Origin of the sequence: Streptomyces sp. NPDC047108, from assembly GCF_040643575.1 — a bacterium.
In the GTDB taxonomy this organism is placed as follows: Bacteria; Actinomycetota; Actinomycetes; order Streptomycetales; family Streptomycetaceae; genus Streptomyces.
The window spans coordinates 21,960-34,054 of the sequence record NZ_JBEYUP010000002.1 but is presented as its reverse complement, the minus strand read 5'-3'; the positions used below and the strand labels follow the sequence as shown (position 1 = coordinate 34,054).

The 12,095-nt window shown below is 71.9% G+C and carries 11 protein-coding genes; 4 read left to right on the top strand and 7 right to left on the bottom strand.

All coding sequences use genetic code 11. From position 1 onward, the window contains the following. Positions 1-6: 6 nt before the first annotated feature. From ABZ822_RS05310 to ABZ822_RS05300, 3 genes are all read left to right on the top strand, one after another. A complete protein-coding gene (locus tag ABZ822_RS05310) occupies positions 7-1,683 on the top strand; it encodes an MDR family MFS transporter (protein WP_360847181.1) in 1,677 nt (558 codons plus the stop codon). Between the two features lie 92 nt (positions 1,684-1,775). Continuing rightward, complete coding sequence (locus tag ABZ822_RS05305) at positions 1,776-2,252, top strand: helix-turn-helix transcriptional regulator (protein ID WP_360848755.1); 477 nt, start codon at positions 1,776-1,778, stop codon at positions 2,250-2,252. A gap of 85 nt (positions 2,253-2,337) precedes the next feature. Further along, positions 2,338-2,778 carry a VOC family protein gene (locus ABZ822_RS05300; protein WP_360847178.1) on the top strand — a complete coding sequence of 147 codons (441 nt, stop codon included), beginning with the start codon at positions 2,338-2,340 and terminating at the stop codon, positions 2,776-2,778. A 78-nt stretch (positions 2,779-2,856) separates the two neighbouring features. On the opposite strand, the gene cseC is transcribed toward ABZ822_RS05300, so the two are convergent. The 5 genes from cseC to ABZ822_RS05275 all read right to left on the bottom strand — a co-directional run bounded on the left by cseC (position 2,857) and on the right by ABZ822_RS05275 (position 7,503). Next, positions 2,857-4,209, bottom strand: a complete 1,353-nt coding sequence (gene cseC / locus ABZ822_RS05295) for a two-component system sensor histidine kinase CseC (protein ID WP_360847175.1) — start codon at positions 4,207-4,209, stop codon at positions 2,857-2,859. A gap of 12 nt (positions 4,210-4,221) precedes the next feature. Then, positions 4,222-4,932: a two-component system response regulator CseB gene (gene cseB, locus ABZ822_RS05290; RefSeq protein ID WP_360847172.1), complete on the bottom strand. Its 711-nt coding sequence runs from the start codon at positions 4,930-4,932 to the stop codon at positions 4,222-4,224. A gap of 9 nt (positions 4,933-4,941) precedes the next feature. Continuing rightward, positions 4,942-5,598 (bottom strand): hypothetical protein, encoded by a 657-nt coding sequence (locus ABZ822_RS05285; RefSeq protein ID WP_360847169.1) that lies wholly within the window; start codon positions 5,596-5,598, stop codon positions 4,942-4,944. Further along, entirely contained in the window at positions 5,586-6,143 is a 558-nt protein-coding gene (locus ABZ822_RS05280) for a SigE family RNA polymerase sigma factor (RefSeq protein WP_360847165.1), read from the bottom strand. Before ABZ822_RS05280 ends, ABZ822_RS05285 begins: the two co-directional genes overlap by 13 nt. 427 nt (positions 6,144-6,570) lie before the next feature. Continuing rightward, on the bottom strand, positions 6,571-7,503 hold the full coding sequence (locus ABZ822_RS05275; protein WP_360847162.1) for an A/G-specific adenine glycosylase: 933 nt from the start codon (positions 7,501-7,503) through the stop codon (positions 6,571-6,573). A gap of 996 nt (positions 7,504-8,499) precedes the next feature. Between ABZ822_RS05275 and ABZ822_RS05270 the strand changes: the two genes are divergently transcribed. After that, the gene (locus ABZ822_RS05270; RefSeq protein ID WP_360847159.1) at positions 8,500-9,282 is read left to right on the top strand and encodes a hypothetical protein; all 783 of its coding nucleotides are present in this window, start codon (positions 8,500-8,502) and stop codon (positions 9,280-9,282) included. Between the two features lie 50 nt (positions 9,283-9,332). Here ABZ822_RS05270 and disA read toward each other — a convergent pair whose 3' ends face one another. Both disA and radA read right to left on the bottom strand, forming a co-directional pair. Beyond that, the gene (disA, locus tag ABZ822_RS05265; protein ID WP_360847157.1) at positions 9,333-10,448 is read right to left on the bottom strand and encodes a DNA integrity scanning diadenylate cyclase DisA; all 1,116 of its coding nucleotides are present in this window, start codon (positions 10,446-10,448) and stop codon (positions 9,333-9,335) included. Between the two features lie 84 nt (positions 10,449-10,532). Continuing rightward, a complete protein-coding gene (radA, locus tag ABZ822_RS05260) occupies positions 10,533-11,948 on the bottom strand; it encodes a DNA repair protein RadA (protein WP_360847154.1) in 1,416 nt (471 codons plus the stop codon). Positions 11,949-12,095: the final 147 nt, after the last annotated feature.

The following is a 12,095-nucleotide window of genomic DNA, read 5'->3' as shown; positions in this document are numbered from 1 at the left end:
CACGCCATGTCCCAGTCCCAGTCCACCACCGGAGAGCCGCCCGCGGAGACCTCCGGCCCGACGGAAGGCCCGCCCTCCGGCCCGCAGCCGCGCAGCGTCCGGGTCGTGCTGCTCGCGCTGATGATCGCGATGCTGCTCGCCATGCTCGACAACATGATCGTCGGCACCGCGATGCCCACGATCGTCGGTGAACTCGGCGGGCTGGAACACCTCTCCTGGGTCGTCACCTCGTACACCCTCGCCACCGCGGCCTCCACGCCCATCTGGGGCAAGCTCGGCGACATGTACGGCCGCAAGGGCATCTTCCTGGCCTCGATCGTGGTCTTCCTGCTCGGCTCCGCGCTCTCCGGCATGTCTCAGACGATGGCGCAGCTCATCGGCTTCCGGGCCGTCCAGGGACTCGGCGCGGGCGGCCTGATGGTCGGCGTGATGGCGATCATCGGCGATCTCATACCGCCCCGGGAGCGCGGCCGGTACCAGGGCATGATGGTCGGCGTCATGGCGCTCGCCATGATCGGCGGGCCGCTTGTGGGCGGCACGATCACCGATCACCTCGGCTGGCGCTGGAGCTTCTACATCAACCTGCCGCTCGGCGCCGTCGCCCTGATGATGGTGACCGCCGTGCTGCATCTGCCGAAGAAGCGGATGCAGGGCCGCATCGACTACCTGGGCGCCGTGCTGCTCACGGCCGCGATCACGGCCATGGTGCTCGTCACCACCTGGGGCGGTACGGAGTACGCCTGGGGCTCGGCCACCATCGTCGGCCTCTCCGTCGGGGCCGTGGTGTCCCTGGCCGCCTTCCTCCTGGTCGAGCGCAGGGCGTCGGCTCCCGTCCTCCCGCTGGGCATCTTCCGCAACGCCAACTTCTCGTTGATCACCCTGATCGGATTCCTGGTCGGCTTCGTGATGTTCGGCGCGATGACGTTCCTGCCGCTGTTCCAGCAGACCGTGCAGGGCGCGTCCGCGACCAACTCGGGCCTCCTGCTGCTGCCGATGCTGCTGGCGATGATGGCCGTGTCCCTGATCGCGGGCCGGGTCACCACGCAGACCGGCAAGTACAAGATCTTCCCCATCATCGGCGGCGCCCTGATCGTCGTCGGGCTCTTCCTCCTGGGCCAGATGGACACCGAGACCTCCCGCTTCACCTCGGGCGTCTACATGGCGGTGCTCGGCGCCGGCATGGGCTTCCTGATGCAGATCACGATGCTCGTGGCACAGAACAGCGTGGAGATGAAGGACATGGGCGTCGCCTCCTCCACCTCCACCCTGTTCCGTACGATCGGCGGCTCCTTCGGCGTCTCGATCATGGGTGCCCTCTTCACCCACCGCGTGCAGGACGTCATGGCCGAGCGGGGCGGAGCTGCGGCCTCCGGTCTGGCCTCGGGGACGGCGCAGCTCGACGCCGCGAGCCTGGCGAAACTGCCCGACCCGGTGCGCGAGGCGTATCAGCACGCGGTCGCCGGCGGTACGGAAACGGTGTTCCTGATCGGCGCGGCCATCGCGGTGATCGGGTTCCTGGCCTCCTGGTTCATCAAGGAGGTGCCGCTGCGGGGCGCCGGTCCCCAGCCGGGCGCCGCCGAGGGCGGGACGCCGGGCGCCGGCGACGGGACGGCTCAGGACGCGAAGCCGGGCCACGCAGGACAGGAGCCTCTGTCAGTGGGGCGTGCCAGCATCGACACATGACGACACCGCCGGGTCCCGCGGCACAGGGGCCCACGCCTCCCGGCACGGCGCACCTCGCCCATCTGCGGCAGCTGCGCCGTGCCAAGGATGCGATGGACCGCGACTGGGCCGAGCCTCTCGACCTGGACGCGGTCGCGGCGCATGCGGGCTATTCGCGGTTCCACTTCGTCCGCGCCTTCAAGGCGGTCTACGGCCAGACCCCCGGCCAGTACCTCAGCCGCCGCCGCATCGAGCGGGCCGAGGAGCTGCTGCGCACGGCCGACCTGTCGGTCACAGAGATCTGCACGCTGGTCGGGTTCAGCAGCCTCGGCACCTTCTCCACGGGCTTCAAGAAGCAGACCGGCCTGACCCCGAGCGAGTACCGCAGGAAGCATGTGGGGCGCGGCGCGGCGCTCATACCGGGGTGCTACGCCCTGCTGTGGTCGGGCGGGTTCAAGGGGTTGGAGCGGCGCGCGGCGCAGGGCCCTGACGGCGGGCGGGCTCCCGGGGGGCAGGACGACCGCCCTTCTCAGGACCGCGGTGCCCGGGCACGTAAGGCTCAGGACCGCAATTCTGGAGAAGCACCGTGAGCGCCGCGCTGCCTACGGTGGCGGAGCAAGGGCGGACGGCCGGCCCCGCCCCGTCCCACACCTTCAGGAGCATGCGGAGCACGCCATGATCAAGGGAATCGCCATCACCACCGTCTGGGTCCTCGACCAGGACCGGGCGAAGGAGTTCTACACCGAGAAGCTCGGCCTCGAGGTGCGCCGGGACATGACCATGGGCGACGGCGGCATGCGGTGGCTCACCGTCGGCGCCAAGGGTCAGCCGGACGTCGAGCTGACGCTCATGGTGCCCGGCCCGCCCGGCCTCGACCCCGAGTCCGCCGAGGCCGTGAGGACGCTGGTCTCCAAGGGCGTCCTGGGCGCCGGTGTGCTCGTCACCGACGACGTCCGCGCGGACTACGAGACGCTGAAGGCCCGCGGCGTGGAGTTCCTGCAGGAGCCGCAGGAGCGTCCGTACGGCATCGAGTCCATCCTCCGCGACGACTCGGGCAACTGGTTCTCGTTCACCCAGCGCCGCGAGGAGCTCGACTTCGACAAGGACTGGTCGTGACGGCGGAGCCGACGCTTCCGCGGATCTGATCGGATCTGACGGTCTGAGGGATCCGGGGGCCGCTGCCCGCCCGGTCCCTCAGGCCTTGCGCAGGCCCCGGGGATTGATGATCGGGATGCTGCCGGTGTCCGTGGGAGCGGACTCCGGCAGCCACAGCACGGCGATGGCGCCCCCCTCCCGCTGGGGCTCGCCGCCGTCGACCCCGTCGCCGCCCGTCTGCTGCGCGGCGTTGCGGAACGTGAGACGCGCCCCGAGTACCCGCGCCTGACCCGCCGCGATGGTCAGGCCCAGCCCGTGACCGAACCCCGCCCGGTCGTCGCGGCCCGTACGGAACCTGCTCGGTCCGTCGGCCAGCAGCTTCGGCGGGAATCCGGGGCCGTGGTCGCGTACGCGCAGCACGCGCCCGTCGATCGTGACGACGACCGGGGGCTTGCCGTGCCGGGCGGCGTTCGCGAGGAGATTGCCCAGGATCCGCTCCAGCCGCCGCGGGTCGGTGTGTGCGGTGGCGTCCCGTACGACCCGGACCGAGGCATCCGGGGCGAAGACCTTGACGCGGCGGGTGACGAATTCGCCCAGGGCGATCTCCTGCAGTTCCGCCCGCTCGGTCGCGCTGTCCAGGCGCGCCACCTCGAGCACGTCCTCGACGAGCGTGCGCATGGCCTGGGCCCGGTCCCGTACGAGTTCGGTCGGGCGGCCCGGCGGCAGCAGCTCGGCCGCCGTGAGGAGCCCGGTCACCGGGGTGCGCAGTTCATGGGCGATGTCGGCGGTCACGCGGCGCTCGGCCTCGAGCCGCTGCTGCAGGGCATCGGCCATGCCGTCCACGGCCCGTGCCAGGTCGTCCGTCTCGTCGCGGACCCGGCCGCCGATGGCGTCCCGGACGCGGACGCCGGTGTCGCCTTCGGTGATCTTGCCGGCGGCGGTGGCGGCCTTGCGCAGCCGTCCGGAGAGCTTGCCGCCGATGAGCACGCCCAGCGCGCAGCCGCCCAGGATGACCGCGGCCGAGCCGATCACCAGTGTGCGGTCGAGGTCGGCGAGGACGTCGTACTTGTCCTCGACGCGGGAGTGGATCGACAGCACCTTGCCGTCGGAGAGCGGGACAGCGGCCCAGACCTCGGGCGCGCCGTCGCCGGAGTCCTCCAGGTAGGTGGCGCGCTGCCCGTCCTCCACCGCGTCCCTGAGGGCACCCGGCAGGTCGGGGTCGTCGATCTTGTAGCCGAACAGTCGCTCGGGGTTCTTCTCGGGATTCTGCTCGTAGACCCGCTGGGCGGCGCTGACCTTTCCGTCCTGCACATCGCGGCTGCTGTCGAGCATGGAGACCCGTGCCGCGTTGTGCACAGCCAGGCTGAGCACGATCGCCACGAGCGTGCTCACGGCGGCGATGGCGATGCTCAGTTTCCAGCGGATGCCGGTGTGCAGGGACAGCGTTACCACGAGTTCGTCCGTTCAGCCCTTCAGTTTGTAGCCGAAGCCGCGGACGGTCTCCAGACGGTCCTGCCCGATCTTCGCGCGGAGACGCTGTACATGGACGTCCACGACGCGGGTGTCGCCGCCCCAGCCGTAGTCCCACACCCGCTCCAGCAGCCGGTCCCTCGAGAGTACGGTGCCGGGCGCGGAGGAGAACTCCAGCAGCAGCCGCATCTCCGTCGGGGTCAGGGAGACGGGGGCGCCCCCTTTGCGGACCTCCATCCCCTCCGTGTCGACCTCGAGGTCGCCGAAGCGCAGCGGTTCGCCGTCGTCGCCCGCGCCGTCCCCGTCGGCGGAGGCGCCGCCGAACCCGCCGCCGGCGTTGTCGAAGCGGCGCAGCACGGCACGGATGCGGGCCATGAGCACGGCACCGTCGAAGGGCTTGGTCACGTAGTCGTCCGCGCCGGCTTCCAGGCCGAGCACGACATCGATGGAGTCGGCACGGGCCGAGAGCATGATCACGGGGACCGTCGACTCGTCGCGGATCCTCCGGCAGAGGCTGACGCCGTCCATGCCGGGGACCATCACGTCCAGCAGCGCGATGTCCGGCGGAGTCGCGCGGAAACGTTCCAGTGCCTCCAGCCCGTCCGGCACCGCGGTGACGACGAACCCGTCCCGTTCCAGGGCGAGTTGGGTCGCTTCGCGGATGACGTCGTCGTCCTCGACGAAGAGCACATGGGTCTCTGCCATCTGCTGCTGTCAGCCCTCCTCGGGGGCGTCGGTCGGATCGGCGCCGTCGACCGCATTGCTGTAGTCGTTGTGGTTGCGGTCGATCGCGACGAACTTCTCGCTGTTCCAGTGGTAGACGATGACGTCCTCACCCGACGGGGCGTTCACCTCGTCCCCCGGCCCGTAGACCTGCCGGGTCACCACGAGGTCCCCCTTGGTGACCTCGGCGTAGACCGGCGGCTGCTCGTTGGTGAAGACGGCCTCGTAGCGCTTGCTCCCCGCCTCGCGGCGGTAGACGTACGTCCCGATCCCGATGGCGTCGGAGCACGTCAGGACATTGACGACGATGTCGTCCGAGCTGCCCCCCGTGAGGTTGCCGTAGGAGACGTCGACGGGGTAGTCGCCCCCCGACTTGCAGGGCTTGAGGCGCTTGCGGACCGTCTCGCTCACCTTCGGGTCCTTCTTCACGAGGCCCACGGCGTTCACGTCCGGCTGCGGCGACTCGGAGGCGGGGACGGGGCTACGGCTGGTGAGCGGCGCGGGCTCGGACGGCGACTCCGTGGCGGGGCCCTCGGTCCGCACGCCCGCGGCGCCGGCGGCACATCCGCCCAGCACGAGGCCGACGGCGGCCGCGCCTGCGACCGCCGTACCGGCTTTGGAGTAGTCAGCCCTGGTCAGGCCGCGCACTGCTCGGGCCCTCGCTTTTCGTCATGTTCGGTCTCCCGCACGTCCAGCTCACGGCTCTCCAGCTCCTGGCGCAGCCGGGCCAGGGCCCGGTGCAGTGTGCTCTTCACGGTTCCGGTCGACATGCCCAAGGCCGCCGCCGTCTCTTCCGTGCTCATCTGCTCCCAGTGTCGCAGGACGACGACGCTGCGCTGCTTGGGGGCCAGAACGCTCAGTATGTCCATCAGCAGGGCCCGGTCGGCGCGCTGCTCGGTGCCGTCCTCGACCGCCGCCTCGGGCAGCTGCTCCGTGGGGACCTCGTCCAGCTTCCTGGCGCGCCACCACTCGGTACGCGTATTGATCATCACTCGGCGCAGGTAGGCGTCCGCGAGGGACTTGTCGGCTATACCGTCCCAGCGACCGTAGGTCCTGACAAGAGCGGTCTGCAGCAGATCCTGCGCCTCGACCGGGTCCGGAACCAGGCGCCGGGCGCTCCGCAGCAGTGCCTCCTGCCGGGTCCTCACGTACTCCTCGAACTCCAGGACCTTGCCGACCTCGCTGCTCGCCATCCTCGACCGCCTCCGTTCCGCACATCCGCCCGTTTCGTCGCCGGTCTCCCCGGCACGAGGAAGAAGCTAGTGAGGAGCTGTAACGGAGCAGTCCGTACTGACGCTCGGGCGGCGCACGGCTATCCGTCGGTTGTGTAACAACGTCACGCGGCGTGGCGTGTGAAAGGGGGGAAAGCGGGACGCAGTGCGACCAATTGATCGGCGTTCACCGTGACGAACTCAGCGCACCGTGACGGTTGTTGACCGATGAAGCATCATACGGTGGGTAGCGCGGCGTGTGCAGCGGGGTGTGATCCGGGTGCCGTTCGGGGCCGTCACCGAGCCCTTCCGGGCCCCGCGCATGCGGCCGCCCGAGGCCCGCGGACGCCGCCGCCCACGGCCCGCGGAGAGTGGTCGCGAGGCCGTGGGCGGGTCGAGCCGTGGTGGCTCAGGTCAGAGGGAGGCGGTACCTGCCCCCGTCGAGCGGCTCGACCAGACCGTCCGAGACCAGACCGTCCAGCGCGCGGGCCCGCTGCACCGGCTCGTCCCACACCGCGTCCAGCGCCGCCTGAGGCACGGGGTCGACCGCCTCGCGCAGCACGGCCAGCAGCTTCCCGCGCACCTGGCGGTCCGTGCCCGCGTACGTCTGGCCCCGGCGCGGCGGCCCCTCGTGCGCGGGCGCACCCGCGACCTGCCAGGCGCACCGGTCGGCGATCGGGCACCGGCCGCACGCGGGGGAGCGCGCGGTGCAGACGAGCGCGCCGAGCTCCATCGTGGCCGCGGCCCACGCGGCCGCCGTCCCCTCCTCCTCGGGCAGGAGGGCGCGGGCGAGGCGGCGCTCGGCGGCGGTCGTCGCGGTGGGTGGGTACTGGGTGCCGGTGACGGCACGGGCGAACACCCGGCGGACGTTGGTGTCGAGGACGGCGTGGCGCTGGCCGTACGCGAACGAGGCAACGGCGGCCGCGGTGTACTCCCCGATGCCGGGCAGGGCGAGGAGCTTGGCGTGGTCGTGCGGGACCTCGCCACCGTGCCGTTCCGTTATGGCGGAGGCGGCGGCGTGCAGACGCAGGGCGCGGCGCGGATAGCCGAGCCGCCCCCAGGCGCGTACGGCCTCGCCGGGCGGCTCCTTGGCGAGATCGGCGGGGCGGGGCCAGCGGGAGAGCCAGTGTTCGTACACGGGCAGGACCCGGTTGACCGGGGTCTGCTGCAGCATGAACTCGCTGACCATCACGCCCCAGGCGCCCGCCTCGGGGCGGCGCCAGGGGAGGTCACGGGCGTTCGTCCGGAACCAGTCGATGACCGGGGTGTGGAGCGCGGCGGGCGCCTGCGCGCCCTCGGAGTCCGCCTCCTGCGGGGTGAGGTGCGGGGTCGTCGTAGTCATGGCACCTCTGATCCTGACACGAGACCGCCTGCCGAGGCGGCCGCTCCGGCGGTACGCGCGTGGCGTCACCCGTCGGCGCCCACATCACCGCCCGAATTGCCGCGCCCGTCCGCTTGCCGCGCCTGTCCGCGCGACCGACCGAGTTGCCGCGCCCGCCGGAGGGCGGCGTGTTCGGCAGGCGCAGCGCCGTTCCCGCCCGGGCGTGCGGGACCCGTCGCGCCCGCCGTACGCGCCCGCGCCACTCCCCGAACGCGCGCCCGGCGACGGCCTCTGCCCCGGTGTCCTCCGCGCCGCGTCCGCCGGCCCCCGGCATTCCCGCGCTCAGCAGAAGCGGATGGGCTGGACCGTGGGCTGGACCCCGGTTCACGCCCGGCGCAGCCGTCCCCGCAAGGATCCGTCCGCGTTCGGGGGCAGGGCCGACCCGATGGAGGCGGAGATGCGGGCGGCGTCGCGGGGGACCGTGAGGTGATCCGTCCACACGTGGTCCGCGAACTCGTCGCCCCGCGGCCGTTCCAGGCACGGGCCGGCTTCGAGACGGCGAAGCTCTCACCGCCCGGTGGGGCGTCGTGCTCGGCGGCACGCCGTACGAGGCGGCCGACTCCGCGCCCGCGCAGCCGCCGCAGCACTCTTCGCGCGGTCGGCCGGCAGCGCGAAGTGATGGACGGCGTGGCCGCGTTGGCGCAGACGGCCGACCGTCTCCCGGAAGCAATCGGGCTCCGCGACCGTCAACGGGACCGCCACGGTGCCCTCGTGCCGGGTGAGGGCGAAGAGGCCCGCGTTGATGAAGTCGGCCGTGTCGCACAGAAGATCGGCCCTGTGCGAGGTCACGGACCGTACGGATCAGGCCAGTTCGGTCACGGTGAGCGACGGCAATCGGTCCGCACCCGCTCAAGTGACCGCCCGTACATGCCGTGCGGGATGATGATCGTCAAAAGATGCGGTCGATGGCGGCGGGTACGTGCCTGTCCCGGCCCCGTTCTCTCGTAAGGTTTCCGCGTGGGATCACTGCGCAGTCCGGTCGGGCCTCTCCCCTCCTCCATCTACTGGCGCCGGAGGGCAGTTGTGCTGTCCGTGATCGCGCTGCTCGCCCTGCTGATCGTCTGGGCCGTCGCGAACGGAGGCCCGGGAGGCGGCGACGGCAAGGGCAACGGCGCCGGCGGTACGGGCCCCGCCGAGACCATCACCCCCGGGCCGTCCTCCTCCGGCCCCGCGATCTCCGAACGGCCGGGCGGCCGCGACGAGTCGGAGGGCGGAGGCAGTGGACCCGGCGGCAGCGGCGGAGCGGCGGACGAGGGCGCGGACGGCGGCGGTGACGGTGAGTCCGGCAGCGGGGGAGGCCCGGGGGGCGGGGGCGACGGAGTCCCCGCGGGAGCCAGCCTGCCCGACTGCGCACGGGACTCCCTGAAGCTGACCGTGCGCAGCATCAAGAACTCCTACGCCCCGGACGACGAGCCCAAGTTCGAGATCGTCGCGAAGAACTCCTCCGCCAAGGAGTGCAAGGTGGACTTCGGTTCGAAGGCCGCCGTCATGAGCATCTCCTTCGCCGACGAGGACGACCCGTTCTGGGCCACGAACCACTGCCCCGCGAAGAGCGGACGGATCCTGCTGCGGGTCCCGGCCGAGGGCGAGGCGACGCAGAGCGTGAAGTGGGACCGCAAGCCGAGCGAGCCCAAGTGCGCGACACCGTCCGGGGGTTCGGCGAAGGCGGGCACGTACCTCGTCGAGGTGAAGGCCGCCGGTGAGACGGCGCGTGTGTCCTTCTCGCTGAAGAAGGACTGACCGCGGGCTCGCCCCGGGCCAGGGAACCCGGGACCCGCTGGACGGACCGCTCAGACGTACCGCTCGAGGATCGAGGACTCCGCGAGCCGCGACAGCCCCTCGCGCACTGACCGGGCCCGTGCCTCGCCCACGCCCTCGACCGTCTGCAGATCGTCCACGCTCGCCGCCAGCAGCTTCTGCAGGCCGCCGAAGTAGTCGACCAGCCGCTCGATGACGGTGTTGGGCAGCCGCGGCACCTTCGCGAGCAGGCGGTAACCGCGCGGCGAGACCGCCGAGTCGAGAGCTTCAGGGGAGCCGCTGTAGCCCAATGCCCGGGCGACGGTGGGGAGTTCGAGCAGCTCGGCGTGGGTGAGCGCGTCGAGGTCGGAGAGCGCGTCGCCCACCGAACGGGGACGCCTGGCGGTCGGCTCGGGCACATAGTCCCGCGCCACCAGCTCGCGCTCCGGCTCCACGCCCGCGATCAGCTCGTCGAGCTGCAGCGAGAGGAGCCGTCCGTCGGTGCCCAGCTCGACCACGTACTCGGCGATCTCGGTGGCGATACGGCGGACCATCTCCAGCCGCTGGGCCACCGCGGAGACGTCGCGAACCGTCACGAGGTCCTCGATCTCCAGGGCGGAGAGGGTGCCGGCGACCTCGTCCAGACGCAGTTTGTAGCGCTCGAGGGTGGCCAGCGCCTGGTTGGCGCGGGACAGGATCGCGGCCGAGTCCTCCAGGACCCGGCGCTGCCCGCCCACGTAGAGCGCGATCAGCCGCATCGACTGGCTGACGGAGACGACGGGGAAGCCCGCCTGGATCGAGACGCGTTGCGCGGTGCGGTGGCGGGTGCCGGTCTCCTCGGTCTCGATCGAGGCGTCCGGGACCAGCTGCACGCCCGCCCGCACGATCTTGGTGATGTCCTTGTCGAGGATCAGTGCCCCGTCGAGCTTGCACAGCTCGCGCAGACGCGTCGCGGAGAACTCGACGTCGAGCACGAACCCGCCCGTGCACATGGAGTCGACGGTCTTGTCCATGCCGAGGACGATGAGACCGCCGGTGTTGCCCCGCAGGACCCGCTCGAGGCCGTCGCGAAGGGCGGTGCCCGGCGCGACCGCGCTCAGCGAGGCACGCATCAGGCCATCGGCGCTCCCGGACTTGCCGGGACCTGCCGTCCGGTCGCTGGCTGCCACTGAACTCCTCCGGTCGCAGATGGGGGCCCGCGGGTGCGTACGTACGGGCGAGACCAGGGCAAAGTCTACCGGCGGCCGGACCGCTTATGTGGGGCGTCCGGAGTGCGACGCTTCACGGCTCGCGCGCCGGGGCAGGACGCGGAGCGCATCGCCCATGTCCGCCACCTCGGTGACCTTCATGCCCGAGGGCACCTTGCCCGGGTCCGAAGGCACCAGCGCATGAGTGAACCCCAGCCGCGCCGCTTCCGCGAGACGCCGCTGCACACCCGTGACCCTTCTCACCTCTCCGGCCAGGCCGACCTCGCCGATGGCGACGAGGTTCTTGGGCAGCGGGGTGTCGCTCGCGGCGCTGGCCAGCGCGAGGGCGACGGCCAGGTCGGCGGCGGGCTCCGACAGCTTCACCCCGCCGACCGTGGCGCTGTAGATGTCCCGCTTGCCGAGCTGCGAGATCTTCCCGCGCTGCTCCAGCACGGCCAGCATCATCGAGACGCGCGAGGTCTCGAGGCCCGACGTCGTACGGCGCGGGGAGGGGATCTGCGAGTCGACGGTCAGCGCCTGGACCTCGGCGACGAGCGGGCGGCGGCCCTCCAGGGTGACGGTGAGACAGGTGCCGGGGACGGGCTCGTCGCGCCGGGTGAGAAAGAGCCCGGACGGGTCGGCCAGACCGGTGATGCCCTCGTCGTGCAGCTCGAAGCAGCCGACCTCGTCCGTCGCGCCGTAGCGGTTCTTCACGCCCCGGACGAGACGGAGGCGGGCGTGGCGGTCGCCCTCGAAGTGCAGCACCACGTCGACCAGGTGCTCCAGCAGCCGCGGGCCCGCGATCGCCCCGTCCTTGGTGACATGGCCCACCAGCAGCGTGGACATCCCGCGCTCCTTGGAGGCGCGGATGAGGGCCCCCGCGACCTCGCGGACCTGGGCCATGCCGCCGGGCGCACCGTCGATCTCGGGCGAGGCGACGGTCTGCACGGAGTCCAGGACGAGCAGCGAGGGCTTCACCGAGTCGAGGTGGCCGAGGACCGCGGAGAGATCGGTCTCGGCGGCGAGATAGAGGGTTTCCGAGAGCGCACCGATCCGGTCGGCCCGCAGCCGCACCTGGCTCGCGGACTCCTCGCCCGTGACGTACAGCGTGCGCTCCTCCTCCGACGAGGCCTTCGCGGCGACGTCGAGCAGGAGCGTGGACTTGCCGACGCCCGGCTCCCCGGCGAGCAGCACCACGGCACCCGGCACCAGGCCCCCGCCCAGCACCCGGTCCAGCTCGGCGACGCCGGTGGACCGCGCGGTGGCCTGTCGTCCGTCGACCTGGCCGATGGGCACGGCGGCGGAGGTGACACGGCCGGGCGCGGTCGTGCGGACCGCGGGAGCGCCGAACTCCTCGACCGTGCCCCATGCCTGGCACTCGGGGCACCGCCCGAGCCACTTGGCCGTGGTCCAGCCGCACTCCGTGCAGCGGTAGGAGGGACGGTCCTTGGCGGACGAGCGGGACGTACGGGCGGCAGCCATGCGGTCACCGTAGCGCCGGGGTCCGACAACGCCGATTCCCGCCCGCGCGCGGTCGTGCGACCCGAGCGCGGGACGCCGTCACGCACAACCCGCCCTATAGCAGAGGGCCGTCATGGCAAGAGGAACGCGTGTCCTCTTTCGTGGGTG

What these genes read in the sequence shown, in the direction of transcription:
- ABZ822_RS05310 (WP_360847181.1), top strand. Translation starts at nt 7, where the DNA reads ATGTCCCAGTCCCAGTCCACCACCGGAGAGCCGCCCGCGGAGACCTCC.
- ABZ822_RS05305 (WP_360848755.1), top strand. Translation starts at nt 1,776, where the DNA reads ATGGACCGCGACTGGGCCGAGCCTCTCGACCTGGACGCGGTCGCGGCG.
- ABZ822_RS05300 (WP_360847178.1), top strand. Translation starts at nt 2,338, where the DNA reads ATGATCAAGGGAATCGCCATCACCACCGTCTGGGTCCTCGACCAGGAC.
- cseB (WP_360847172.1), bottom strand. Translation starts at nt 4,932, where the DNA reads ATGGCAGAGACCCATGTGCTCTTCGTCGAGGACGACGACGTCATCCGC.
- ABZ822_RS05280 (WP_360847165.1), bottom strand. Translation starts at nt 6,143, where the DNA reads ATGGCGAGCAGCGAGGTCGGCAAGGTCCTGGAGTTCGAGGAGTACGTG.
- ABZ822_RS05275 (WP_360847162.1), bottom strand. Translation starts at nt 7,503, where the DNA reads ATGACTACGACGACCCCGCACCTCACCCCGCAGGAGGCGGACTCCGAG.
- radA (WP_360847154.1), bottom strand. Translation starts at nt 11,948, where the DNA reads ATGGCTGCCGCCCGTACGTCCCGCTCGTCCGCCAAGGACCGTCCCTCC.